The organism is Legionella sp. 39-23 (assembly GCF_001897665.1).
Classification (GTDB): domain Bacteria; phylum Pseudomonadota; class Gammaproteobacteria; order Legionellales; family Legionellaceae; genus Legionella; species Legionella steelei.
Genome location: NZ_MKTO01000047.1, coordinates 120625 through 146518, shown reverse-complemented (window position 1 = coordinate 146518; position 25894 = coordinate 120625). Strand labels below are relative to the sequence as shown.

The window sequence follows — 25894 nt, the reverse complement described above, 5'->3', positions numbered from 1 at the left end:
TGGACGAAACCATTACTTACTACTATAGTATATTATGAAAGGTAAAAGAAAGAAGTAAAATATATGAAAAAGCAGTCAAGAATAATTAAACTAATTTCAACGATCCTTAATGTTCGTAGATGGTTCGATTGGGAGCGAATGAGGGCATTTACCTTATATTTAGGAAATGGCTGTAAACGCTTGTTTGTGCCACAGAAAAAAACGGATGGTGAATCATTTAAAGAAGCGGTGAAGTTACTTAATCTGAGCGATGAAAATATACTTACGAAACAAAAATCATTGCTTCGTTTAAGCATTATCATGGTCATCGCTGCTGTTTTGATTTTTGGGTATGCTGGTTATCAGCTTTTTTACGGTTCAATCAAAGCGTTTCTTATTAGTCTTATTGTCACTATGATTGCGCTTGTTTTAGCCTTCCGTTACCACTTTTGGTACTTCCAGATGAAAGAGCGCAAGCTTGGTTGTACCTTTAATGAATGGTATAGGCAGGGGTTGTTGGGAGAGAAGAAATGAATAAGTTGTTGGTTACTCTACTCCTGCTTTTATGTCCTGGTTTAGTTTTAGCCGATAGTTCTGGATCGTTGAGTTTTGCACCTCCTGCTAGTGATTTCTCTGTAGTCTTTCTTAGTAATTTATTTGGTGTTGTTGATGGTGTTTTAAGTGGCACCGGCAGCCAAATTATGGGTAGTATGTTTGCGGTATTTAATGCCGCGGTTTTGGCATTAGGCGGTATCATTATTATGTATACCCTTTTGGTCGCTACCATGAACACTGCTCACGAAGGGCAGATGCTGGGACAAAAATGGTCTTCCATTTGGATTCCAATTCGCTCCACTGTAGGTTTGGCTTTATTGATCCCTAAGGCCTCTGGTTATTGCTTAATGCAAATTTTTGTTATGTGGGTGGTTGTGCAAGGGGTTGGTGCAGCAGATAAAGTGTGGAATGCTGCTTTAAGTTATTTAAACCGTGGCGGCGTTATTATTCAGGCCCAACAGATAAATCCAGCCTCTCAACTTACAAATACCTCTGGCTCTACCACTGGGGTTGGCAGCATTGCAACCGGGGTGGTAAATATACTTTCTGGTCAAGTGTGCATGCTGGGCTTGCAGACGCAATTGACCGCTCAAAGACAATATCTTCTTAATGCAGCATCGCAACAAAAAGGATCGTGCTATACAGCCAAAGATTCTAAGGACCCCATGTATAAATTTTGTAATACTGCGGTTCCTGACTTTTTAGGTTCGGTCAATGCAGTTGCTGTGCAAAATAATGCGCCAAGTAACCCGTCTTGGAGTGTTGACATGCCCAATTTTGATTCCACTAGCGATTATGCATTTTTAAATGGGATTTGCGGCACCATTACGTGGAACAACATTAGTAATGGAGACTCTAATTTTGCTGATTTACTGGATAAAAGTAAGAGTCCTAAACTGGATCAAAACGGAAATGTTGTGAAAGATAAAAATGGTAACATCGTTTATAACTATTATACTGCAGGAAATAACGTAACCGTTGGCAATAACACGTTAACTCCTTCAGAGATTGCCGCAACGCAGATGTCGCGAGCTATTGCAGTCCAACAAATGTATTCGGATTTGGCTCCCGTGGCTCGCTCTATAATCTCTAATGATCCAGCAATCCCCTTTACTCAAAAACCTAATCCTAGCGCTTTTACTGCGAATGCGACGCAGCAATTTGGTGTGCCATATCAACAAAATGGAACGATTTGTCCAGATAATTCTCATAATTGCGTTATTTGGGGACCTACGCAAGGCTCTGCAGCGGGTGGAGTTTTGTTTACTGGTGTCGAGTTAATCAATGCGATTAATGATTATAACGGTATTATGATGCCCACAGTAAATCTAAGCCGCCTGATTAGTTCCTCAGCAACTGGTGAAAAAGTCACTGACTTTATCAATAAGGCTGAGACGCAGGGATGGATTATGGCTGGAGCCTATTTCTTTAACTTGGTAGCAATCCAGGGAACATCTGGAACCATAGATAATGCAGGTCAAGTCGATTCAAACACCGGCTTGGGAGGAAGTAAATTTAGTCCTGATGCAATAACGAGTGCGTTTGAAGTCAGCAATGATAATAAAATTAAATGCGTTCCAGGAAAGATTGAGGGTAAGGATTCTGCTAATTTAACTAATTTATGTAAGTGGTTTAACCAAGATAATGGTCCAGTAAAAGCGGTACAAGCTTTAATTACTCCCGACACTCAAACTAAAAAACCGTCATGGTCATCCAAAATGAATGCGGTGGGTGGCACCGACTCATCGACAGTATATGGTTTTATTAACAATGCACTGATGATGCAAACTCCTGGGCAACCTGGAGTACAACCAATGACCTTTGCGAACACCATTAATTTCAGTGTCAGTACATCGCTGTATCGATTACAGCGCCAAAATTTTTCTTGCGGCGAAGTAAAACCGTTCTTCTCAATTTGTTTAGGACAAATACTTGGAAATATATTTTACAATATTATCTTAGTTACCGTATATAACCTGTTTCTTGATATCTTTGGCGAGATTATCAATAGCGTGGTTTTAGCATTTTTGATGATCCCCTTACAAGGGATGGCAGCAATCTTTCAACAGGGACTGGCGATTATCTCGCAGCCTGGGGTAAACCCAGTTGTTGCATTAGCAAATATGGGAAATGAGTACATCAATTTCGCTGGTAACTTATGGATGCTCTTATTGAATTTGGCAATATCCAGTGCGTTAATTCCCGTATTTGGGGTCTTTATTTTCGCGATGATGTCTTTAGCGATGCCACTGGTGATCGCTTGGGTAGGTGTCATGGTCAGCGTAGGCTTTACCACAGCGTATTACATCCCGATATTGCCTTATATGATTTTCACCTTTGGGGCTTTGGGCTGGATAATCTCAGTTATTGAAGCGATGGTTGCTGCACCGATTGTTGCATTAGGGGTGACACATCCTGAGGGACATGACGCCTTTGGTAAAGGTGAAGCGGCGATCATGATCTTGGTTAATGTGTTCCTAAGACCTTCCATGATGATTATTGGCTACATTGCGGCCATCGCGTTATCTTATGTGGGGGTATGGGTTCTCAATGCCGGGTATGATCAGGCTATCGCATTTATCCAACAGGAAAATACTAATGCCGCTCACCTCGCTAGGGGGATCTGGTCGCAAGGTGGTGCGGACTCGCCTTCTGGTACAGGCGGATATACTGATTGGGCCGGAATCTATGCCTTCTTCTTCTCAATATTAACTTATACCACTATGTACTTAGTGATAATCCAAAAATCATTTACATTGATATCCTATTTACCCGATAAAATCTTACGATGGATTGGTGGTTCTCCTGAAAGTTTGGGTCAAGAAACTGCGCAATGGGGTGAGGAAGTAAAAGGTAAGACTCAGGAAGCTGGTAAGGAAACCCAAACCGCACAAGGACAAATTGATAAGACATTGGGCGGATACGGTACGAAAGCTGTTGGTGCGGTTAAAGGTTTTATGGGCAAAGGTGGTGGCGGTGGAGATGTTTCTGCTCAAGGTAATTCGACTCCGAGTAGCGATAAAGATGATGGTGGTGGTAAAAAAAAGGGTAAGAGTGGTGGTGATCTAGGAGGGGCAGGGAAGTAACAACTAATAAAAATGGAGGTCATTTTTCTGCTGAATGTAGGAGGTTTCACGAACCATTCTTACTAGGTGGCGGCATACTGTGATTCGATATGCCTATTTTTTTAAACCAAAGTGCTTCTCATTATGACAGACTTATCTGCGCCTAAAAGTACTACGATGAGCCAGACAGATATGGCTCAAGATAAACTTAAAGGCTTACAAAAAGCAAAAATCGATGAAGACCGCTTCATTCAAGAATTATTTCTGTTTTTTCAAAAGATGCTCGCTTCAATTCTCAAAGGTTTAGTGGATCCCAAAGCGGAATTAACTGATCTTGCTAAAGATTGTGGCTATCAAGACCTGCCTACGGCGTTAAATTCTGCAAAAAACTCGAGCGGACAGTCACCATTAACTCAAGCCCTGCAAGGGCAAGATTTCTCTCTGGCGCAAACGTTACTTAATTCAGGCGCAAAATATGATGTTCAATCCATGGATGAATATGATCTTGCAATTCATAGCCAGCGTGGACAGCAGGCGCTTCAACAAAAGACCATCACTCCTCCTGAGGACTATGCTGCATCACGCCCAGATAAATTGCATGTAGTTAAAGAATTTGGGCTTGTACTGGGTATAGTAATGCAAAGTGTCGATAACACATCCTCTCAACGTGCGCATGTGGGCCCCACTTATCAATTGATGACTGATGCTGTAAAGGGATATAACCAGGAGTGTACGAAACAACCGGCTAAAAAAGATTTCGCGCAAATTGCAGATGCGTTCGACTTTGCAAATAAAAAAGCAGATTTTCAATTCAGTACTCCTGAAGGGAGTCCTGAAGCAGGGCGTGCGCTTTCTGAGCGAGTACAAACAGGAAAGGTCACCTCGGTACCTATTAATTGTAAGGGACATGCTATGGGTTTATCTTTTGTGCCAGTTGAAGGAAACCCTGACAAAGTTTATTTAGTATTCACCAATCGAGGTGAGGGAGCAAAGGGAAAGTATGGGACGCAAATTTACGAGGTAGACAAAAAGGATGTTAACGCGGATTTTATAAACGGTGTGATGAGCGGCCACGATAAGGGGCTATCACATGGACAAGTGATGGATAAAATTCATCAGGTTACTAAAGACCAACCTCCAATATCTACTATCGAGCAACGTGCACAGAAAGTTGATAATTGTACTATAGCAAATACACGTTCTAATATTCATGGTGTTCTTCTATGCCAAGAGGCCAATCGCAGAGGTGGCTTTGCGAATATGACTCAAGAGGTGAGAGATGACGTCAAAGGACGCTATAAAGAATTTACGAGTGATATGAAAGATAAGTGCGTCCAAAAATTGGAAAAATTGATAAAAGCCGATCCAGGAAATATAGATCTAAAAGGTCTGGCTAAAGGGGTTATGGACAAACCCAATCATAAGCATTCGGATATATTGCAAGCAGCGGTTTCTGATCATCAAGAACCAGTTGCCATGCGCTCGATGTAAGATGACAATTTGATTAAGCTATCACTGCTCTATGAACAAGTGCTTATCGTTCTGAAGAAAGCAATATCTTGGCGTTTTGTTAGGCGCTCGACTTAGCATCAGTCTATTATTAAGTTAGAGGTTTCGGGATGACGTATTGTTGTTCTGAGGGGTATTGCTCTTCAGTGTTGCCGCTTGCACCTTTCAATGATAAGGGACTCGGTGGGTGTTATATTAAAAGCTAGGTCTAGTTTACTAAAGATTCTCTGTTTGTTGATAATCTTTAGCGCCAGCAATAATTAATTTGTATACCCGCTCACTGATAATGCCTTGTTCAAATTTCATTTTTGCATCCCAGGTCATCAGCTGACCTTTTTGGCGTACTAATTTACGAGTAGCAGAGGTTACGTCATTAGGATCGCTTTCAAGTAAAATATCTCGGACTTCTTCATCAAATACGAGATACTCTCTTAATGCAACCCTTTTGTCGTCTACGGTAGGCACAAGTTTTTGCCAAATACATAATCTTATTGTTTCCAAAATATCAATAGTTCGTCCTAAACGCTCTTCACCAGAGAATGAAGTGACAAGACGACGCATGGTTTCGGCCACGCCGGAAGTATGTAACGTTGTATATACTGGGTGTCCAGTAAGTGCTGCCTCTAAAGCCGCGCTGATTGTTTCTGCATCTCGACACTCACCCACCATAATTAAACGTGGTTTACGCCGTAAAGCGTTTCTTACTCCATCTGCAAAGCTTGGTAAGTGACGTGGAATTTCTGATTGGCTCACGACGGCAGAGATGGTTTCAATTTCATCATAGACAAATTCGATTGGAGATTCATAGGTTAACACTTTACGGTTTGAATCCTCTGTTTCGATTAAGTCTCGAATGATGGACGCTAATAATGTTGATTTACCTGAACCAGTTGCCCCGGTGATAAATACAATTCCTTCTTGTGGGGCAACAGCTTCCAGCACGTTATCGGGTAGATTCATCGTCGCCAGTCTGGGGGGGGTGGTAGGAATCGTTCTTAAAGTAATCTGGATTGCATCATGACCTTCGACAAGACAAGCAGTACCATTGACACGGTAACGGTATCTGACTCCACGATTAGGACGAAACTCATAGTGCGTATCAATATCCTTACCTGAAAGGAGCTGGGTTGTGGCATTAGGGCCATATATCGCATTAATTAAATCACCGAGCTCTGTATTAGATAAACGACGATTTGTGATGCGTAAAAGCTTTCCATAAACCTCAGCGTAAATGGGTTCGCCGGTTTGAATTGTAATATCAGAAGCGTTTAAACGCTCAGTATGTTCCAACATTTTATCCATAAATAAAGGAGTAAAACGTGTTGGCTCATCAGGCATTAAATAAGTTTTATTATTCATACTTATTATCAGTGAATACTATTGTTGTCGTTAACCGGGGCAATTGTAGGCTGCCAGGATTTATCTGTTATTATAATTTTAGAACGATTTGCTAATTTTTCCATGTTTTTGAACTGTTCTAGCGCATTTTCATCTTTGGAAACTGCTGCTCGCCATTGGTCGCTGTTCACATTCAAGGCTGGCAATGCCGTAATTCTCAGAACTCTATCGTCAATATGAATTTCAGACGCATCACCGGTGATTCCCAAGTCTGTATGAGAGACATAAGGGGGGGTGACCATATTCATTGCTAATAATTTTCTGTAAAGGATCATTCCACTAAAATCTTCTTTGATACGGGCTATGTTTTCCTCAAGAATGGTATTAGCTTGATCAATACCGTTTTTCCAGCCTCTTGCTACGTACAGGCACCATATCTTCTTCTCTACCTTATTCTTAGGCAACAGAGTATAGTGAGGGTATTCTGGTTTTACATAATCTAGCCATAAATATTGCCGCCAAGTTGGTGGCGTGGTAACAAAATGAGCTTGCTTTGCTACTCTATAAGTACGATCAGAAATACGGATGGTTTGCGCATCGGCAAGATTAAGGGTATTTCTGCCTTCTAAGAGTACTGGGGGCAAAATGTTATGTTCTAGAATCAAAGAATTAAAATCATAAATGGCATCGAGTCGGCGCGTTTGTTTGATAAGTTGCTCATCAATAGCTTTGGCACGATTTGCCAGACCTGCTTGAGCGCCAAGACTTAAAGCAGTTTCTCGTAGTGCTGTTTGGCGTATTCTACCGTTTTGTTTTTTATTTCTTTCCTTTTGGGTTACATTGGCCATAGCCTGTAGCCCTGCTAATGAGTTCGTATCGCCCATATATTTTGATGAGTGACATGCAATTAATAAAGCAGACAATACAACTATTAAACTATGAATAAATTTTGGCATAGCGCAATTCAACAACTTGACTGTTAGGGTATACGTGAATACTGGCTTTCAACCCAGCTTGGTAATCAATATCACGCAGGAGTTCAGCTAAACTTTCATCTTTAGTATTAAGACTAATTAAAATTGGAATTGAAGGGGCTTTTCCTAAAACACGAAGCCTGAAATGTGCGGACTTGGCAATGCGGGCAGTTAACTCTTCAATAGGACCAGACCAGTCTACACTTGCTCTGGCTTGTAAGTTATACGCATTAGGTATGGTCAGTGTGTTGTCTACAGGCGGCGGTTGAATGACTTTTTGGACTCGTGCCATTTCATGCATGGAATCGCTTACAGATACTGCTGCTTCTGCTAGTTTAATTGTAGCATCATCACTAGGATTGTTCATTGGTGGTTTTTTAAAGAGCACAGCACCATGTTTACAACCTACAAGCAGGATTGAGGCAAGAAACAGCGTGACAAGCTTGTTGTTCATTCAATGTTCTTTAATGTCTGGAATTATTCGTTTGATTGAAACAGGAGCTAGGCTGCTTGTCAAGCCTATAAATAAGGAATTGTATGAATTTAAATGAAAATAAGCTCAGAAAAATTTTGACTTTAATTGTTTTGTAGCCTGGTTGTAGGTATGCGAACCAGAGGGTATCGCATGCAGCTTTAGCGCTCAAATTAGTTTCTCAAATAATGCATATACAACTTGTCCTGCTTGTTTGAGTTTTATTTGTCTCCATATTTTTTCATCCAAATGCAGCATAGAAGGGGACTCCACATAAACAAGGCCTCCACGCTTGAGAATATTGCTTTGTGCTATATGAGCAATACATTGGGGGAGATAGGTTTGCGCAAAAGGAGGGTCCAAGAAAATAATATCAAACTCTTCTTGAACACGCTGCAGATACTGTACCGCATCGGTCTGTAGTAGTTTAAGTTTTGGACTGTTAAATGCAGCGATTATCTTCTGTAAGCTGGCATGTGCTTTGGGTGATTGTTCAAGAAAAACAACGCGCGCAGCCCCTCGGGAGAATGCCTCCAGACCTAAAGCACCACTCCCTGAAAAAGCGTCTAGGCAGTGGGCTTCTCTGATGTCATGCATCAGCCAATTAAATAAAGTCTCGCGTACACGATCCGGGGTAGGGCGTAGGCCTTCTACATCTGGAAAATGTAGTTTTTTCCCTCGATACATCCCACCAATAATGCGAATGACTTGTTTCACGATTTACCCACAGTGACGAGTAACAATTTATCGGGATTGACTTGTTGTTGGAATGCTTGTTTTACTTGTTCACTGGTTATTGCATTAATGCGAGCAGTATAGGTATCAAGGAAATCTTCCGGCAAATGATAAAAAGTCATTCGCAATAAGAGCGTTGCAATACTGCGATTACCGGATAACGAAAGTGGAAAACTACCAATAAGGTATTGCTTCGCAGCATTCATCTCTGCATCAGTAGGACCTTTATCAATGTAGGTTCGCAAAACATTCTGAATCACATTCAAGGCTTCTTTAGTTTGTTTATTTTTAGTTGATAAGCTAATAAGGAAAGGGCCATTTCCTGACATAGGAGCAAACTGACTTTCTATCCCATACGTTAAGCCACGTTTTTCCCTGACTTCGACTGCAAGTCGGGAAACTAAAGCTCCTCCTCCTAAAATATAATTTCCTACTAGGAGAGGAAAATAGTTGGGATTATGGTGATCAATACCGATCTGACCAAGGCGTATCATCGTTTGTGATGATGGAAATGGAATGTTTATTGTTTTTGCTTGGGGCAGTTGGGGGGCTTTAGGGATAGCAGGGGCTGCTTGTCCTTCTGGAAGTTCTTGAGTCAATTGATCGGCAAGTTGGTGTGCCGTCTTGCTATTCATTGCTCCGACCATAACTAAAATGGCATTTTTTGCAACGTAATAACGTTTATTAAATTCAATCACTTGGCTTTTATTTAGTGCATTGACCGTCGCAGCTGTCCCACGAACTGGATGTGCATAGGGATGCTGTTGATATAAAGCCTGGAAAAAATTGAGCTGTGCTACGTCATCGGGAGCATCTTGAGACTGTTCGATTGCCATAAGCTGTTGTTTTTTTTCTCTGGAAAATGCGGGGTCAGGAAAGTCGGGATGATTAATAATTTGAGTAAAGGTATAACCTGCTTTGGACAGAGCTTCTTGGGTAACTAAGGTTCTAAGACTAAATACCACCATATCTCTGTTGATTTCGACTTTATATTGAGCGCCTACATCAGCTAGAGATTCAGCTACGGCTGTTGCATTTTGGCCAGCATTTCCCTGATTCATCATGCTGCTGGTTAAGGCACTGAGCCCATATTGGTTTTCGTCATAGGCGGATCCTGCTGCAAAAGCGATGCTTATATCCAGCATAGGCACTTCCATCGCCGGATAAAAAACAACTTGCACGCCATTTTTAGTTAACCATTTTTCGGTTTTAAATGTACTTGCAGCTACTGAATGTGACAGTCCAATTGTTATTGCCAAAATACATGCGCTAAAAATTCTCATGGTGCCACCTTTTGTGTTTGAGGTTCTAATATTGCAGTAGTCATATTCTTTTCTTGAAAATAACGTTGGGCGGTTTGTTGAATTTGCTGTGGCGTAATCGCATTGATTGCTTGCGTATACTCCTCGCTTTTTTTCCAACCAATCCCGATTGTTTCTAAAAGACCTAATTCCGAGGCTTGCCCGTAAATGGAATCTTTTTCAAAAGTTTTTTGTGCAATGATTTGATTTTTTATGCGTTGTAATTCAGTTTCACTAACCAGATTTTTTTTCAAATCATCTAATTCAGTAAGAAGTCCGCTTTGTAAATCGCCAATCGTATGATTTTGGTTGGGAGAACCATATACGATAAACTGCGTTTGATATCTTGTGTAGGGGTTATAATAGCTATTTGCATCATTAGCAATGTGTTTGATGCGAACTAAATTTTTAGAAAAACGCGCGCTTTCACCTGCGTTTAAAATTCCCGTGATAATTTCTAAAGCGTAAGGTTCATATACTTTTTTTGCAGTATTTACACTCGGAACTGAGTAGCCCATCATGAGTAGAGGTAATTTTGCTGCAGTTGTTTGAATATGAACAATTTTCAGGCCTAACTCAGGTGGCTCTTTTTTTAATTTTCTTTCAGGAATAGGTTGTTTTGGCAACGCCCCAAAATACTGTTCTGCTAAAGTGCGAACTTGTTCTGGGTTAACGTCTCCCACAACAACTAAAGTCGCATTATTCGGCGCATAATATTTTTTATACCACGCTCTTAGATCCTCAACATTCATCTGTCTCAAATCACTCATCCAGCCAATCACTGGATGATGATAAGGAGCACTTAAGTGCGCAGTAGCTAAAAAGCGTTCAAAGGCTAGTGCTTGTGGATTGTCATCTGTGCGCAGGCGCCGCTCTTCCTGGATTACTTTAATTTCTTTAGCAAATTCATTAGTATCAAGAAGCAAATGATTCATACGATCTGCTTCTAGCTCAAAACTGGTAGCGAGTTTTGATGCATCTGTTTTTTCAAAAAAAGCGGTATAATCATTACTAGTGAATGCATTAGCTTGAGCACCAATTTCGGCTATGGTTTTGGAAAAAACACCTAAAGGAAATTTTTCAGTGCCTTTAAACATCATATGTTCCATTGCATGGGATAAGCCTGTAATCCCACCAGGCTCATCAGCGGAACCTACGTTATACCAAATCATTGATACTGCGATAGGAGCACGGTGATCTTCTTTCACTAATATTTTTAATCCATTATTCAAGATAAACTCTTGAACTTGGCTAAAGGTCTGGCAAGATAGTACCATGAGTAAAGTAAACAGTATTTTGCGCACAACTTAACCTCAAAGTAAAAAAGATGATAGAATTTCATATTTTTCAGGATTTGTATACTATATGATTAAATGGTTTAAGCGAAGTCATGATTCCACCTCTGCAGAGCCCGATAATTCACAAAGTGCTGCTGACTCGTTGCCTCAAGTTTCTGTGGAAGTAACGGAACCGGAACAAGAGCTTGTAAAAGAGGGGATTTTTGCACGGTTCAGAAAGGGATTAAGTAAAACACGTCACCAGCTAGGTGATGGAATTGGGCGATTGTTGTTAGGTAAAAAGGAAATCAGCCAAGATTTGTTGGATGAGCTAGAAACGCTTTTAATCAGTGCTGATTTGGGTATGGAGACTACTCAAACTGTATTAAATCAATTGGCTGAACGCTTGGCTCGTAAGCAGTTATCAGATGGCAATGCTGTTTATGATGCGTTGAAATCTCATTTACAATCCATTCTAGGTGAAAGCAACCAAACGCTAACTTTAGAAACTGCTGACCATTCGCCATTTGTTATCTTAATGGTGGGCGTGAACGGTGCTGGGAAAACGACGACTATAGGGAAATTAGCGAAACAATTTCAGCGCCAAGGTAAAAAAGTCATGTTAGCGGCGGGAGATACTTTTAGAGCTGCTGCAGTGGAGCAATTGCATGTTTGGGGGGAGCGAAATGATATCCCCGTGATTGCCCAGCATACAGGCGCAGATAGTGCCTCAGTGATTTTTGATGCGTTGCAAGCAGCAAAAGCGCGTAAAGTAGATATCTTAATTGCTGATACTGCTGGTCGGTTGCATACGCAAGGTAATCTCATGGACGAATTAAAGAAAGTAAAACGGGTATTACAGAAGCTTTGTCCCGAGGCTCCTCATGAAACAATGTTGGTATTGGATGCAAGCATAGGGCAAAATGCTCTAGTTCAAGCGCGGCAATTTAATGAAGCAGTTGGGTTGACTGGGATTACCATGACTAAATTGGATGGAACAGCTAAAGGTGGAATTTTGTTTGCTATTGCGAATGAACTAGGAATACCCTTTCGTTATATAGGGATTGGTGAAGGGATTGAGGATTTAAGACCCTTTGATGCAGCGCAATTTGTTGGTGCACTATTCAATGATCACATTTGACCAAGTAACTAAACGTTATCCAGGTGGTTTTGAAGCATTAAGTCAAGTGAATTTTTCCTTGCAGAAGGGAGAAATGGTTTTTCTTACTGGACATTCAGGAGCAGGGAAAAGCACCTTACTGAAATTGATTGCTCTTTTAGAATGGCCTACTTCGGGCCAACTCACAGTAAATGGTTTACGTTTGAATCAAGTAAAAAAACGTGATGTTGCTGCGCATCGCAGCCAACTGGGTATTACTTTTCAATCACCTTACTTACTTAATGATCGTACCATATTTGATAATGTTGCCCTACCTTTACAAATTCAGGGTATGGCACATCCCATGATTGCCAAAAGAGTGCACGCAGCCTTGGATATGGTGGGTTTACTAAGCAAGGAAAAAATGCTTCCCGCCCATTTATCAGGAGGTGAGCAGCAACGGGTGGGCATTGCACGTGCAGTTGTGCATAAGCCTTCATTATTATTGGCAGATGAGCCAACAGGAAATCTTGACCCCAAACTTTCTACAGAAATCATGGCTATTTTTGAACAGTTTAATCAAGTAGGCGTAAGTATCTTAATCGCCACACATGATTTGGCATTGATTGCCGGAATGAAACACCGTATTGTCATGTTAAAAGGAGGCCGAATGTGTTAAAGCGAGCACAAGCAATCCTCTCTTATCACCTGCAGGCGGCAATACAAAGTTTAAATTCATTATGCCGCAAACCTTTGGCAACGATGATGACTTCTATAGTGATCGCGATCGCCTTAGCATTGCCGGCTCTTTTTTGGGTATTTTCTGATAATGTAGCCAAATTAACTGCAAACTGGCAGCGCGGCGGACATATATCTCTTTATTTAAAACCTGGTTTATCTGAAGCGGAGCAGCAGCTTGTTCTTCAAAAAGTGCGCGCAACAGATGGTGTCGCTCAAGTAACCTTAAAATCATCCGCTGATGGTTTGTCGGAGTTAACTCAGCAAGAGGGCATGCAGGATATTATGCGCTATCTTCCTGAGAATCCTTTGCCTGCGCTAATAGATGTTGTACCGGCGTTGATTATAGATTCACCTGCAAAACTGGATATGTTAGCGCGGCAATTACAATCTGTATCGCATGTTGAAAATGCAAAAGTCGATATGGAGTGGATAAGTCGCTTGCATGCTTTGTTAGGGTTTGCTGCTAAGTTTGCAGATGCATTATTGGCTTTATTAGCAATGGCTGTAATTATGATTGTAGGTACTACCTTGCGTTTGGCACTACATAGCCGACAAGAAGAAATTCAAGTCTTAAAATTAATTGGAGCAAAAGATCCTTTTATTCTCAGACCATTTTTGTATTCAGGAGTGTGGTACGGTGCGTTAGGGGCTATTTTTGCTATTTTTATGGTTAATATTTTTATTTTCAGCCTGGGAGCGGCTGTAAACCAGCTAGCAGTTGCCTACCAAATGCACTATCCGTTAACCGGATTGTCAATGCGGCAGATCTTGCTACTTGTTTTATTTGCAATTATACTAGGATGGATGGGAGCGCGTTTATCTGTAAAACGTCAATTAGCCTCCATAGAACCTCAATTATGAGTTTTGTCTTATTTTCACCTAATTTGTACAGAGAAATTTTAGAGGAAGAAGCATGAGTCAATATTTGCAACTTGCCGAAATGAATTTACCTGTGGGCAGTCTTGATTCGTACATTCACAGGGTCAATCAAATTCCTATGTTAACTTTAGAGGAAGAGATTGCCTATGCCGAACGTTTTCATTCTGAAGGGGATCTTGAGGCCGCACGCCATTTGGTTCTTGCACATTTGCGTTATGTTGTTCGCGTAGCCCGTGGTTACTTAGGCTATGGTTTGCCTCTGAATGATTTAATTCAGGAAGGGAATATTGGCTTGATGAAGGCAGTAAAACGTTTCGACCCTAAGATGGGCGTACGCCTTGTCTCTTTTGCAGTGCACTGGATAAAAGCAGAAATTCATGAATTTGTTTTACGCAATTGGCGTATTGTTAAAATTGCGACAACCAAAGCACAACGCAAGTTATTTTTTAATCTTCGCCAAATGAAAAATCGTTTGGGCTGGATGAGTCGCGAAGAAGTGAGCGCTGTAGCACAAGATCTGGGTGTAACCTGTGAAGATGTGTTGCTCATGGAACAACGTTTAAATGCGATGGATACACCTTACGATGCTCCTGATGCTGATGAGCATGATGAATTCTATACGGCACCTGAGCGGTATTTGTTTAATGCGAATGATGATCCTTCAGTCATGTTGGAAAAAGAAAGTGCGGGGGAACAAGGCCGTGAGAAGTTAATGCTTGCTCTAGAGCAATTAGATGAGCGTAGCCAGGATATTTTACAACAACGCTGGTTAGCTGAAGAAAAACTGACATTACATGATTTGGCTAAAAAATATGGCGTATCTGCTGAGCGAGTCCGACAGCTTGAAAAAAATGCAATGAAAAAATTGCGACAATATATAGAAAGTGTTTAAAATCATGTGGTGTTGGCCCAACACCACAGAGTCATTCCAGAAAATCACAAACCAACCGTTCTACTCGTTCATCCAATAAGACGCTCACATGATTTGCATCAGGAAGCAGACACAGTTTGGAGTCAGGGTATTTTTTACAGAATTCTATCGATTCTTTAGTACTTATCGTTTCATCAAGCTCCCCATGGATGCATAAAAAAGGGATATGGGGGTATTGAGAGATGAAATTGTGTAAGCGCACCAGCGTAATGTCAAAGCGTGCTTGCTGCTTCATTACCTGGCGTAGATGCAGATATCCATGTCCACTTAATTTAAATTTTTTGGCAATTTGGTTAACGGGGCTACGCATTTGAGTTGGTGATGCAATTAAAATCGCCCGTTCGGGCTTATGCTTTAGCTGCCATTCGGGAAGTTGGCCAGCGACATTCAAGGTATTGAGTAACATAGAGCCGCCAAAAGAATGCCCGATAACTGCATAGAAAGGACCATATTGATTGATTGTATTCTTTAAAATCGCAACCGCATCAGTCCATGGTAGTTGAAGTCCTTTGGCTTCGCCATGTGCTGGAAAATCAAGAGCATATACTTCATAGCCTTGTTGATGTAGCGTATGGATTAAGCGTGCCATATAAGCTGCGCGAGATATCCATCCATGGGTAATCAGTATTTTTTTCCCTTTTGCATTTTTTTGTGCCGCAAAACGATGCAATACATGATGGCGTGGAAATTCATTATGTATTACCTCGGTACGTCTTCCCTCCACAAACTCACAAGCCAATTTTGCAAAATCTCTATATTGTTTTTCCACCGGGAAAAAAATAGGTGTAATAAAAGCCTGATAACACAACTGTGCATGTAAAATATCGCGTACATGAAGTAATGATGAAGTTATCATGATTATATTCCCTTCAGAGTTTACTTTAAGTTTAGTCCAAAAAAGAATAAATTATCTTTGTTTTTTCTATGCATTGTCCACGATGAGTTCATACCAAGCAAGATACACAGAAGATGATGTTTTTTCTCAAAAAAATAAATCAAGAGAATCTGTAATCAGCAGATATAAAATAATCTGCCTAAATAATAATTAATGTATTTCATAACTTTATCTCTTGGGCTCAATTTAATAAACTAGGGCACATTAAGCGTTTAATTTTGGTTTATTTTAGGGAGCTTGGAATGCACACTTCAAATTATATTTATCATGATCATGGGTTGGAATGTCATGGTTTTGCAGCTTATGATAAGGCTTTTTCTGGTCCTCGCCCTACGGTATTGGTCGCTCATGACTGGTCCGGTCGTAATGAGTTTGCATGTGAGAAAGCCAAATTACTCGCTCAGATGGGGTATGTTGGCTTTGCGATAGATTTGTATGGTCATGGTCAACTTGGTTCCACTACTGAGGAAAAACAAGCACTCATGAATCCATTAGTTTCTGAGCAAAATTTATTACGTCGTCGTATTCAAGCGGGATTAACCGCTGCATGTTCTATGCCTGAAGTGGATAGTAAGCGAGTTGCAATTATTGGATTTTGTTTTGGTGGCTTGTGTGCTCTTGAGTTAGCACGTTCTGGTGCTGATCTTAAGGGAGTGGTAAGTTTTCATGGTTTGTTGCATAAACCTGGTAGTCTAAAGTCTGAACCTATTAAAGCCAAAATTTTAGCTCTGCATGGCTACGACGATCCTATGGTTCCGCCTGAAACAGTGCACGCATTTTGTAAAGAGATGACTGATGCCAATGTGGATTGGCAAATGCATATGTATGGGCATGTACAACATGCTTTTTCGAATCCGCTGGCGCATGATATGCAATTGGGCACCATTTATAATGAGGTTGCTGCACACCGTTCTTGGCAAGCCATGACCCATTTTCTGCAGGAAATTTTTAGGTAATGAGTTGTTCTTCTTAGTCGAGAGAGGACTAGATTAGGGTCTGTAAACAGGCCCTAGTAGCATTGAAAATAAATATTGAAAAAAATTATTTCAATAGGCTCGATTGTAATTCGACAAACAATTATAATCCCCAAAATTATAGTCTTACTTCTGTGTTTTTTTCCATAAGCCTTTTACTATTGATGCTAAATATAATATATTGAGAATAAACGCTCTTGCTCGCTTTTTTTGTTAAAAATAAGCAATTAAATCAATTAAACTGTGGAAAAATAGCGCAATTAGTAGGAGTCAACCAATTTGAGTTTTTCACCCGGTTATAACACTATGCAATTGCATCATTTTTTTGAAAAAACAGTTGATAATTACTCAAGCAACATCGCATTGATTTGTGATAACGCTTTTATTTCTTATCAAGAATTAGAACATCGCGCAAATCAATTAGCTCATTTCCTTTCCGAGAACAAAATATCCAAAGGAAGTATTGTTGGTATTCTATTAGAACGCTCTGTAGAATGCTATGTTGCAATACTCGCTACTTTGAAAACAGGTGCTGCTTATGTACCTATTGAAGTGGATTATCCTGATGAGCGTATTAACCACATTTTTTCTGATTTGCCTTTCAATGCAGTTTTAACGTCTTCCGTGCAAGCCCAAAAAAATCTGACATGGCCTACTACTTATAGAGTTGATGCGCTTGCTGACGAAATTTCTAAACGCCCTGCACAAAGGTTGATTCAAGATGATTTGAATCCCGATGATTTGTGTTACATCATCTACACTTCAGGTTCAACAGGAAAACCTAAGGGAGTGGAAATTACTCATCGTAGCATTTGTCACTATGTAGACGTTGCGAGCACACTTTACGATATAACCAGTAATGATAGAGTATATCAAGGATTTTCTTTAGCATTTGATGCTTCTTTAGAAGAGTTTTGGATGGCTTTTGCTAATGGTGCTGCTCTTATTGCGTGTACGACAAAAGAAATCCGTTCAGGCTTAGGTTTAATTTCTTTTTTACAACAACACCGTGTTAGTGTTTTTTCAACAGTGCCTACTCTATTGTCTACGTTAGAGGGACAATTGCCTGATTTGCGTCTTTTAATTTTGGGCGGAGAAACCTGCCCGGCTACGTTAGTTGCACGTTGGAGTAGAGACGGTCTAAGGATTGTCAACACGTATGGTCCTACTGAAGCAACGATTATCGCGACTTATGCAGAATGTCATTCCGACAAAGAAATCACTATTGGACAACCTTTACCAGGTTATGAAGTACTGATTGTGGATGAACAATTGCGAGAAGTAGCGGATGGTGAGGAAGGTGAGTTGTGTATTGCAGGGATTGCTTTGGCGCGTGGTTACGTCAATCGTCCCGAGAGTACGGCGGAAAAATTTGTTCTCAATCCAGCAAACAACAATCAACGTTTATATCGCACCGGTGATTTGGTTTCCAAAGCGCCTAATGGGAACCTGCGTTTTGCAGGGCGCGTGGATGATCAAATAAAATTACGTGGATTTCGTATTGAACTAAACGAAATTGAAACCGTGATTATGCAATATGCTGGAATTAAGCAAGCGGTAGTTTCTTTACAAGAATTGGAACAACCTACCCTCGTTGCTTATGTGCTCCTTGATAACAATCATGTGCTGGATGCAAATGAACTTAAAATCTTTTTAAGAGCGCGCCTACCTGATTATATGCTCCCTGCATTAATTGAAGTTTTAGACAGTTTTCCTGTGTTAGCGAGCGGCAAAGTAAACCGAAAAGAGTTGCCCAAACCGGCACAGCAAAAAATAGACAGTATTTATAAAGCACCTGAGTCTGAACTTGCTCGAGAAATTGCTCATGTCTGGGAAAAGGTGTTTGATTGTATCAATATTTCTGTAACTGCAGACTTTTTTTATGATTTAGGCGGGCACTCGTTACATGCGGCTAAAGTGATTTCTAACTTACGCAAAATACCTGCGTTAAAGAATATCTCAATTCTTGATTTGTATAAAAATCCAACAATTGGCCAGTTAGAGCAGAAATTTAATGACCCTAATGCCAATCCACAAGTAAGCGAAGAACAAGCGGCCAAGAAAAAATATAGAGCACCGCAGTGGAAGTATTATTTGTGTGGTGTTGGTCAATTTTTTGGATGCTTGTTGCAATATGCAGTAGGTACCTTACAACTATTGGCCGTTATTTTGTGTTATAGCTGGGTGAGCTCTGAGTATTCAATTATTTCCAGAGAGTCACAGCTTGCATTTTTAGCCTTGTTTTTATCTATGCCCATCATTTCGTTATTTATTACGATCTGTTTGAAGTGGATATTACTTGGGCGAGTGAAACCAGGTGAATACCCGCTTTGGGGGTGGTTTTATTTTCGCTGGTGGCTAGTACAAAGGCTGCTTAAGAATTTGTTTTTAGGTAAATTTTTGGTTGGTTCCCCATTAGCAGCTATATATTATCGATTATTAGGAGCCAAAATAGGGAAGAACTGCCATTTGGGCTCTATGCAGGTTTCTGCTCATGATTTGTTAGCTATAGGAGATAATACTTCTATAGGGGCCGACTGTAGACTTAACGGCTATATAGTTGAAGATGGCTGGTTAAAAATAGGTACTATCAACATAGGCAATAATTGTTTTGTAGGCTCACGTGCGGTTGTGGGTTTAAATACACAGATCGAAGATAATGGGATTTTGGATGACATGTCCATGCTTCACGATCAAGGTTTAATTCCTCAAGGGGCTTATTTTTCTGGTTCTCCTGCATTGCCTGGTATGGCTCCGGTTGACCACATAACCCGGAAAAAGATTGCGGTAGAAGAGTCTACTATGTTGGAAAATACTCTTTTCGGTATTTTGCATTATTTAGGCGTCGTTTTTGTGATGGTAGTGTATTACCTATGCTTAATTCCTTCCATCTCTTTGATCAGTTATTACTACGATCAAAGCCATTATTTTACTACGATGTTTTTTGCAATACCTTTAGGGGCAATACTCTTCTTAGTACTATACTATTTATGCATAGTGATCTGTAAAAAGATCATTATGGATAAGATAAAACCTGGCGAATATCCCTTAAAGAGCTTTTATTATTTCCGCCACTGGATCATGGTGAAATTATTGGATGGTGATGAAATTTCAGTAATGGCGGACACCTTGTATTTACCTATGTTCTTACGCTTACTTGGTGCAAAGCTAGGCAAAGGGGTCGAGATGGGAGAAACCCCCCATATTATTCCTGACCTAGTAACTATTGAAGAAGGTGGATTTACCGCCAGTTCCGTCGCTTTAGCTTGGCCTAGCGTTTGCAATGGTTTTATTTCTTTTGCTCCAGTAACTGTTGGACGAAGAGCTTTCGTAGGTAATGTAAGTTTATTGTCTTCAGGTAAGTCGATGGGAGAAGGTGCCTTATTAGGATGTTTATCTGTGACGCCACCAGGAGACAAAGCAAAGGAGCCTCATTCTGCTTGGTTGGGTTCGCCGGCAGTCTTTCTGCCAAAGCGAGAGTTATTTGTTGGTTTTTCTGATAAGGATACGTTTTATCCCTCTAAAAAACTCTATCGTATGCGTCTAGCAATTGAGTTTATACGAATTATTTTACCGTCAACATTCTCATTGATTGCGTTATTCAATATGCTTTATGTTTTAGATTATATGTTAAGCGAATACTCTTGGCTTACTACAGCTCTGGTTTTACCTCCAGCTGAAATGTTCTTTACAGTCTGCCTTGTTGGTGTATTGGTCGCGCTTAAATGGCTTATGCTCGGTAAATTAAAACCTTTAACCAAGGCTATTTGGGATCCTTTTATTTGGAAAAATGATGTTATTGAGTATTCATATAACTATTATACGAACCCGCATTTAACGAACAAAGTTTTAGGAACTCCTTTTGCACTTTGGATACATCGTTGTTTAGGAACTAAAGCCGGTAAAAGGATTTTCACAGACAGTGCTGAGTTTTCAGAGTTTGATTTAATTACGATAGGCAATGATGTGTGCATTAACGCGGAGACAATCATTCAAACTCACCTTTATGAAGATAGAATATTTAAAGTCTCTAATGTGACTATTGGTTCGGGTTGTAATGTAGGGGTTGGTTCAATTGTTCTCTACAATACGCTAATGGAAGAAAACTCTTCTCTCGGAAGCCTTTCTTTATTGATGAAAGGTGAGCGTTTACCTGAAAATACCCATTGGTCGGGAATTCCCGCTCAATCGACTGCTCTTGGAACCCAACATCAGCAAGTTGCTCGACAACCTGCGGTTACGGAAGGCGTTTCAGGCGAAGCAATTCCCGAGTTGTTGTAACCTGATTGCAGGCAACCAGGATTTCAAGAAATGCATTTATTGGATCCTGGCTGCAAACAGCCAGAATACGTTGCATTAAGATAAGTTCAATTTTCAGCTAATCCCTTACCCTAATAAGTAATTATCAATAAGTCTTATGTTGCCAATTCGTATTGCCGCAAAACGGCGATTTAGGTACTCTTCAACATATTCTACAACAATCTCTCTTGCTGTTAATTGGTTGATGATTTGCGCACATGTTAGTTCTTTTTGTTGAAATAAGGCGGCAAACTCTTCAGCTAACGCTTTTTGCGCGCCATCAAGGCGGTTGTTGCGTGAGCTGTAAGCCAAGCCACTTGATTCACGAATGGTTGGGCAGGCCTTAATTTCGATGTCCATAAACAAGGCCTTAACCATGCCTTGAATTAAGAGGTATTGCTGATAATCCTTTTCCCCAAAATAAGCTCGATGCGGTTTGACCAAGTTGAGCAATTTCATTACTACAGTTAATACTCCATTAAAGTGTCCTGGTCTATGCGTCCCCTCCATCAGTTGGCAAAGTTGCTTTTCCTGAATCTGGTAATTGTATTTATCAGCATACATTGATTGTTCATTAGGAAGGATGCAAAAATCAACGCCAGAATCTTCCATAATCTTAAGATCGGCTTCTAAAGTGCGAGGATAATTATTAAAGTCGTCAGCTTGATTAAATTGCGTTGGATTGACAAATAAGCTTGAAACAGTATGGTTGTTTTCTTTGCTGCTGGTTAAAAACAATGACGCATGTCCTGCGTGTAAATTACCCATTGTTGGTGCAAAGCCAAGTGTTAATTGGGGAGATAAAGTTTTACGAAAGCTTATCCATTCGTCAAGATTGTGGAAAATTTGCATGGTAACTCCTATGAAATTATGGACGCATTCACACAATAGAGTCGTCATCGGCATTGTAGCCTGGGTGAAGGCGTCTGCTGTAACCCGAGAAGTCAGGACTAAACCCGGGTTACGCTACAATTAAGACACTTTTATGTGAATAGTTACAATTTCTAATTAAAATGAATGCTCGGCTGTTGGGAAGCTCAGTTGTTGAACTTGTTGCACATAAGTATTTAACGCATTCAGCAGAATGTCTTTACCTTGAATGTAGCGTTTAACAAACTTTGGATTAAAATCAGTTTGTAAACCTAACATGTCATGCCAAACAAGTACTTGACCATCAGTATTAGAGCCTGCTCCAATTCCAATAGTAGGTATATCCAAAGACTGGGTGATTGCTTGTGCCAATTGTTGGGGGACACATTCGATGACAAGAGCAAAACAACCCGCCGCCTCTAAATCAAGTGCTTGCTGTATTAGTTTTTCTGCTTGTTCTTGATTTTTCCCTTGGACTTTATAGCCACCTAATTGATGAATGGATTGCGGTGTTAAACCAATATGACCAATAACGGGAACTCCTGCATTGACTAAATAAGAAATAGTGTGACACGTATCGGTATCACCTCCTTCAATTTTCACTGCATGTGCACCTGCCTGCAAAAGACTTTTTACATGTTCTACAGTTTGGGGTAATGAGGTCTTATGACCTAAAAAAGGGAGGTCACTGATTAAAAATTGCTGTTTTATCCCACGTGCTACGGCCTGTGTATGAAGTATCATCATCTCCATAGTTGCCGTAACTGTTGTTTCATGGCCGTGGACAGCCATAGCTACAGAATCACCCACCAGAACACAATCAATGTTCGATTCAGCTACAATGCAGGCAGATGGATAATCGTAGCAGGTAATCATGGAAATTTTTTGTTGTTCTTCTTTTTTACGTTTGAAATCATGGATTTTCATATTGCCTTACCCCTTAATAAAATGAAGCAAGCATTATGAACAGCGAGAAACACTACTCTAGGTACCTGTCGCATGGATCAAGTCCTCCAAAAAAAGTTAAAAAAGTCACTGCCAACGTGGGTCAATGCATTTGACCTTATTCTAAAGCTTCTGATGAGATGAATTGCTTCGTTGATGCGGTGCTCGAATCTTCATGTACTTATGTACACTTCAGCTCTCTGCTTCGCGGCTTCTTGCACTTCACTCTCCTCAGCGAGTTAGGAAGGAGGTCGTTATGTGCAGCCATTATACTGGCTCACACGGGTTATCATATTTCAAATTCAGATAATTGAGAAGTAGTAGCTTTTTTGGATGGGGGTTTAAGTAAAAACAAAAGAGGGAACGCACATAATACCAACCACATCATGAAGCGAAAATCTTGTAAGTAAGCCAGTAACACAGCTTGCTTGTTCACTGTTGCATCAAGAATAGCGAGCCCCTGTGTTGATTGTAGATTAAAAACTCCTGATTCATTTGCATGATTTAAGCTGATGTTAAATGGAGTAATAAAATGGGAAAACGCTGAATGATTTGCTTGTGTATTTTGCGCTAACTTGGTCATGACAATGGAAATACCAATACTGCTCCCGATATTTCTGAGTAGGCTAAATAAAGAAGTACCGTCGTTACGATACTGTGATGGCAGCGTGGCAAAGGAGAGTGTAGATAAGGGAACAAAAATGAAGCCCAAACCTAGTCCTTGAATGATTCCTGAGGAAATGATGTCGCTGCTGCTGATGTCCGTATTGAATAAGGTCATTAGCCATAAGGAGTAATCAGTTAAAATTAATCCCAAACCAATTTGATAGCGTGCATCAATTTTTCCAGATAATCGGCCCACAATCATCATCGCGGTCATAGTGCCTACTCCTCTAGGAGCTAAGAGTAGTCCAACGTCAATGACTGGATAATTCATTAAACCTTGCATGTATGGCGGGAGTAGCGCCATCGTTGCCAGCAAAATAATCCCAATAATAAAAATAAATGTAAGCCCGACACTAAAATTACGATCTTTAAACATGATTGGATCGATAAAAGGGGTCTTAGAAGTGAGGATATGAACAATAAACAAATACAAGCAGATAAGCGCAACGAATCCTTCAATGATGATTTCATTGCTATTAAGCCAATCCAGTGACTCTCCACGGTCAAGAAAAAGCTGTAATGACCCTATTGCGATACTTAAAAATGCAAATCCCATTAAGTCAAAATGTTTTTCGGTTTTTAATTTATTTTCCTGAAGAAACATGGTTAAACCGATCCAGGCAAGTATTCCAAAGGGTAGGTTAATATAAAAAACCCAACGCCAGTTGTAATATTCAGTAAGCCATCCACCAAGAGACGGACCAAGAATTGGGCCAACCATGACTCCCATACCCCAAATCGCCATAGCCGAGCCTTGCTTTTCTGGCGGGTTAGAGTCTAAAAGTATGGATTGGGATATGGGAACCAGACTGGCACCACAAATGCCTTGGAGCAGGCGAAATAATACAATTTCCGACAAATTTTGAGCAGCGCCACAAAGCATGGAAGCAATAGTAAAGCCAATTACTGACCAAATAAAAATTCGTTTTCTTCCAAAGCGGTCTCCCAAAAAGCCAGTTAAAGGGGTGAATATGGCTGCTGCAACAATGTACGAGGTAAGAACCCAAGAAATTTGCTCTTGAGTTGCTCCCATCCCACCTTGCATATGAGGTAAGGCCACATTAGCAATGGTTGTATCCAATGATTGCATTACGGTTGCAAGCATGACGGATAATGTAATAAATACTCTTTGTGACCCTGGGGGCGCTTGATATGTTTCTGCCATAGAACTCATCAGTTTATCGATAAAATGTAGCTTGGGTGTAGCGCAGCGTAACTCGGGTTTCTACATGTAAATGAGTTTTATAATCCCGGGTTACGCTGCGCTACACCCAGGCTACAAAGGTTCTAACCTTGCCCTACTTTAGGAAGAGGAGCGTTTTTAAACGAATATCTTTTATGTCCTGTATCAATTTCCACCCAGGAGCTGAGTCCAGAACGAAGTGGCGGACTGTTAGGATCTGCCTCCAATTGGATGCGTACTGCAATACGCTGAGCAATTTTAACCCAGTTTCCTGTCGCATTTTGAGCTGGGATAATTGAAAACTCTGAACCGGTTGCTGGGCTTAAACTTTGGACCGTACCTTTCCATTTTTTGCCAGGATAAATATCAATGGTCGTAATGACTTTTTGCCCTGGATACACATAGGTTAACTCTTTTTCAGTAAAGTTTGCTTCAATCCAAGGATGTTCATTAGCGACTAAAGTCATACTGATGGAACCTTTAGTGACGAATTGTCCTAGTTTGGGAGGCGTGCTAATGGTTCCAGAGACTGGGGCTTTAATTTCAGTACGCTGCAAATCCAGTTTGGCTTGCTCGTATTCTGCCTTTGCTATTAAATAAGATGGATGGTTCTCTACAGGCTCATCAATACTACCCGCAAGAGATGCTGCCAGGCCCTGCAGATTATGCTCTGAAGTAACTATCTGTTGCGCCGCAAGTTCGGCGCCTTCATTCGCCTCATCTAAACTAGATAAGGAGGCGAAATGTTTTGCTGCGAGATCCGTCTGGCGCTTTTTAGTGCGTAGAGAAAAATTATATTTAGTACGAGCGAGATCCAATTCAGCCTGTTTTTCAAGATAATTGGCTTTCATCGCCAAAATATCAATGCGGACTTGGGCTAACTTAGATTCGGCCTTGGTCAACGCGACTTTAAACGGTTCTGGATCAATGCGATAAAGGAGCTGATCTTTGTTTACATTTTGGTTTTCGATGACAAAGACTTCTTGAACTGCCCCTGATACTTGCGGACTTAAAGGAACCATATCCGCTTTGACGTAGGCATTATCTGTTGCAACATAACGGCCCCCAAGCAGATAAAGAATACTTCCGGTGAATACAAACACCGCTGGAATTACAATTAAAAAAACAAAACGTTTAGAAAAGGGGAGGTATTTTGTTATTGGCATTGTTTCTTTTTGCTCTTTATGCATTTTGTTCATCTATAATT

General features: G+C 40.5%; 20 protein-coding genes. 9 read left to right on the top strand and 11 right to left on the bottom strand.

Going from position 1 to position 25894, the window contains the following annotated elements:
• The first annotated feature begins 63 nt into the window (after nucleotides 1–63).
• The 3 genes from icmV to ankD all read left to right on the top strand — a co-directional run bounded on the left by icmV (nucleotide 64) and on the right by ankD (nucleotide 5090).
• The gene (icmV, locus tag BGO44_RS17995) at nucleotides 64–513 is read left to right on the top strand and encodes a type IVB secretion system protein IcmV (protein WP_273199305.1); all 450 of its coding nucleotides are present in this window, start codon (nucleotides 64–66) and stop codon (nucleotides 511–513) included.
• Nucleotides 510–3620, top strand: coding sequence for a type IVB secretion system protein DotA (gene dotA / locus BGO44_RS17990; protein WP_273199304.1), 3111 nt, complete (start codon nucleotides 510–512; stop codon nucleotides 3618–3620). Before icmV ends, dotA begins: the two co-directional genes overlap by 4 nt.
• Before the next feature lie 123 nt (nucleotides 3621–3743).
• Entirely contained in the window at nucleotides 3744–5090 is a 1347-nt protein-coding gene (ankD, locus tag BGO44_RS17985; protein ID WP_273199303.1) for a Dot/Icm T4SS effector AnkD/LegA15, read from the top strand.
• Between the two features lie 234 nt (nucleotides 5091–5324).
• Here ankD and dotB read toward each other — a convergent pair whose 3' ends face one another.
• The 6 genes from dotB to BGO44_RS17955 form a co-directional block, all read right to left on the bottom strand.
• Nucleotides 5325–6467: a Dot/Icm type IV secretion system ATPase DotB gene (gene dotB, locus BGO44_RS17980; RefSeq protein ID WP_058510593.1), complete on the bottom strand. Its 1143-nt coding sequence runs from the start codon at nucleotides 6465–6467 to the stop codon at nucleotides 5325–5327.
• Between the two features lie 8 nt (nucleotides 6468–6475).
• Nucleotides 6476–7402: a type IV secretion system DotC family protein gene (locus tag BGO44_RS17975; protein WP_058510592.1), complete on the bottom strand. Its 927-nt coding sequence runs from the start codon at nucleotides 7400–7402 to the stop codon at nucleotides 6476–6478.
• On the bottom strand, nucleotides 7383–7874 hold the full coding sequence (gene dotD, locus BGO44_RS17970) for a type IVB secretion system lipoprotein DotD (protein ID WP_058510591.1): 492 nt from the start codon (nucleotides 7872–7874) through the stop codon (nucleotides 7383–7385). The genes BGO44_RS17975 and dotD overlap by 20 nt, the downstream gene beginning before the upstream one ends.
• A gap of 186 nt (nucleotides 7875–8060) precedes the next feature.
• The gene (gene rsmD, locus BGO44_RS17965) at nucleotides 8061–8609 is read right to left on the bottom strand and encodes a 16S rRNA (guanine(966)-N(2))-methyltransferase RsmD (protein ID WP_273199301.1); all 549 of its coding nucleotides are present in this window, start codon (nucleotides 8607–8609) and stop codon (nucleotides 8061–8063) included.
• Nucleotides 8606–9910: a M16 family metallopeptidase gene (locus tag BGO44_RS17960; RefSeq protein ID WP_273199300.1), complete on the bottom strand. Its 1305-nt coding sequence runs from the start codon at nucleotides 9908–9910 to the stop codon at nucleotides 8606–8608. The genes rsmD and BGO44_RS17960 overlap by 4 nt, the downstream gene beginning before the upstream one ends.
• Complete coding sequence (locus BGO44_RS17955; protein ID WP_273199299.1) at nucleotides 9907–11232, bottom strand: M16 family metallopeptidase; 1326 nt, start codon at nucleotides 11230–11232, stop codon at nucleotides 9907–9909. Before BGO44_RS17955 ends, BGO44_RS17960 begins: the two co-directional genes overlap by 4 nt.
• 61 nt (nucleotides 11233–11293) lie before the next feature.
• Between BGO44_RS17955 and ftsY the strand changes: the two genes are divergently transcribed.
• Genes ftsY through rpoH form a run of 4 tightly spaced genes read left to right on the top strand, consistent with a single transcriptional unit; the run spans nucleotide 11294 to nucleotide 14816 of the window.
• Nucleotides 11294–12346: a signal recognition particle-docking protein FtsY gene (ftsY, locus tag BGO44_RS17950; protein ID WP_273199298.1), complete on the top strand. Its 1053-nt coding sequence runs from the start codon at nucleotides 11294–11296 to the stop codon at nucleotides 12344–12346.
• Nucleotides 12333–12983: a cell division ATP-binding protein FtsE gene (gene ftsE / locus BGO44_RS17945; protein WP_058510586.1), complete on the top strand. Its 651-nt coding sequence runs from the start codon at nucleotides 12333–12335 to the stop codon at nucleotides 12981–12983. Before ftsY ends, ftsE begins: the two co-directional genes overlap by 14 nt.
• The gene (gene ftsX, locus BGO44_RS17940; RefSeq protein WP_058510585.1) at nucleotides 12977–13906 is read left to right on the top strand and encodes a permease-like cell division protein FtsX; all 930 of its coding nucleotides are present in this window, start codon (nucleotides 12977–12979) and stop codon (nucleotides 13904–13906) included. The genes ftsE and ftsX overlap by 7 nt, the downstream gene beginning before the upstream one ends.
• A gap of 52 nt (nucleotides 13907–13958) precedes the next feature.
• Nucleotides 13959–14816: an RNA polymerase sigma factor RpoH gene (gene rpoH, locus BGO44_RS17935; protein ID WP_273199297.1), complete on the top strand. Its 858-nt coding sequence runs from the start codon at nucleotides 13959–13961 to the stop codon at nucleotides 14814–14816.
• A 31-nt stretch (nucleotides 14817–14847) separates the two neighbouring features.
• Here the strand turns inward: rpoH and BGO44_RS17930 are convergent, their stop codons facing one another.
• Nucleotides 14848–15711, bottom strand: a complete 864-nt coding sequence (locus tag BGO44_RS17930; protein ID WP_058510583.1) for an alpha/beta hydrolase — start codon at nucleotides 15709–15711, stop codon at nucleotides 14848–14850.
• A gap of 281 nt (nucleotides 15712–15992) precedes the next feature.
• Between BGO44_RS17930 and BGO44_RS17925 the strand changes: the two genes are divergently transcribed.
• Together BGO44_RS17925 and BGO44_RS17920 are read left to right on the top strand one after the other, a co-directional pair.
• Nucleotides 15993–16706, top strand: a complete 714-nt coding sequence (locus tag BGO44_RS17925; RefSeq protein WP_058510582.1) for a dienelactone hydrolase family protein — start codon at nucleotides 15993–15995, stop codon at nucleotides 16704–16706.
• Nucleotides 16707–17003: 297 nt separating this feature from the next.
• Nucleotides 17004–21005, top strand: a complete 4002-nt coding sequence (locus tag BGO44_RS17920) for a Pls/PosA family non-ribosomal peptide synthetase (protein WP_273199296.1) — start codon at nucleotides 17004–17006, stop codon at nucleotides 21003–21005.
• A 105-nt stretch (nucleotides 21006–21110) separates the two neighbouring features.
• Here BGO44_RS17920 and panC read toward each other — a convergent pair whose 3' ends face one another.
• From panC to BGO44_RS17900, 4 genes are all read right to left on the bottom strand, one after another.
• Nucleotides 21111–21875: a pantoate--beta-alanine ligase gene (gene panC, locus BGO44_RS17915; RefSeq protein ID WP_273199295.1), complete on the bottom strand. Its 765-nt coding sequence runs from the start codon at nucleotides 21873–21875 to the stop codon at nucleotides 21111–21113.
• A 156-nt stretch (nucleotides 21876–22031) separates the two neighbouring features.
• Nucleotides 22032–22820, bottom strand: a complete 789-nt coding sequence (gene panB / locus BGO44_RS17910) for a 3-methyl-2-oxobutanoate hydroxymethyltransferase (RefSeq protein WP_058510580.1) — start codon at nucleotides 22818–22820, stop codon at nucleotides 22032–22034.
• Nucleotides 22821–23127: 307 nt separating this feature from the next.
• Nucleotides 23128–24669 carry a DHA2 family efflux MFS transporter permease subunit gene (locus BGO44_RS17905; RefSeq protein WP_273199294.1) on the bottom strand — a complete coding sequence of 514 codons (1542 nt, stop codon included), beginning with the start codon at nucleotides 24667–24669 and terminating at the stop codon, nucleotides 23128–23130.
• 122 nt (nucleotides 24670–24791) lie between these two features.
• A complete protein-coding gene (locus tag BGO44_RS17900; RefSeq protein ID WP_237760451.1) occupies nucleotides 24792–25877 on the bottom strand; it encodes an HlyD family secretion protein in 1086 nt (361 codons plus the stop codon).
• Between the last annotated feature and the right edge of the window lie 17 nt (nucleotides 25878–25894).

Bases quoted from the DNA above. Each gene is read 5' to 3' on its own strand.
- icmV (WP_273199305.1), top strand. From the start codon at position 64: ATGAAAAAGCAGTCAAGAATAATTAAACTAATTTCAACGATCCTTAAT.
- dotA (WP_273199304.1), top strand. From the start codon at position 510: ATGAATAAGTTGTTGGTTACTCTACTCCTGCTTTTATGTCCTGGTTTA.
- ankD (WP_273199303.1), top strand. From the start codon at position 3,744: ATGACAGACTTATCTGCGCCTAAAAGTACTACGATGAGCCAGACAGAT.
- dotB (WP_058510593.1), bottom strand. From the start codon at position 6,467: ATGAATAATAAAACTTATTTAATGCCTGATGAGCCAACACGTTTTACT.
- BGO44_RS17975 (WP_058510592.1), bottom strand. From the start codon at position 7,402: ATGCCAAAATTTATTCATAGTTTAATAGTTGTATTGTCTGCTTTATTA.
- dotD (WP_058510591.1), bottom strand. From the start codon at position 7,874: ATGAACAACAAGCTTGTCACGCTGTTTCTTGCCTCAATCCTGCTTGTA.
- BGO44_RS17960 (WP_273199300.1), bottom strand. From the start codon at position 9,910: ATGAGAATTTTTAGCGCATGTATTTTGGCAATAACAATTGGACTGTCA.
- ftsY (WP_273199298.1), top strand. From the start codon at position 11,294: ATGATTAAATGGTTTAAGCGAAGTCATGATTCCACCTCTGCAGAGCCC.
- ftsE (WP_058510586.1), top strand. From the start codon at position 12,333: ATGATCACATTTGACCAAGTAACTAAACGTTATCCAGGTGGTTTTGAA.
- rpoH (WP_273199297.1), top strand. From the start codon at position 13,959: ATGAGTCAATATTTGCAACTTGCCGAAATGAATTTACCTGTGGGCAGT.
- BGO44_RS17930 (WP_058510583.1), bottom strand. From the start codon at position 15,711: ATGATAACTTCATCATTACTTCATGTACGCGATATTTTACATGCACAG.
- BGO44_RS17925 (WP_058510582.1), top strand. From the start codon at position 15,993: ATGCACACTTCAAATTATATTTATCATGATCATGGGTTGGAATGTCAT.
- panC (WP_273199295.1), bottom strand. From the start codon at position 21,875: ATGCAAATTTTCCACAATCTTGACGAATGGATAAGCTTTCGTAAAACT.
- panB (WP_058510580.1), bottom strand. From the start codon at position 22,820: ATGAAAATCCATGATTTCAAACGTAAAAAAGAAGAACAACAAAAAATT.
- BGO44_RS17905 (WP_273199294.1), bottom strand. From the start codon at position 24,669: ATGGCAGAAACATATCAAGCGCCCCCAGGGTCACAAAGAGTATTTATT.
- BGO44_RS17900 (WP_237760451.1), bottom strand. From the start codon at position 25,877: ATGCATAAAGAGCAAAAAGAAACAATGCCAATAACAAAATACCTCCCC.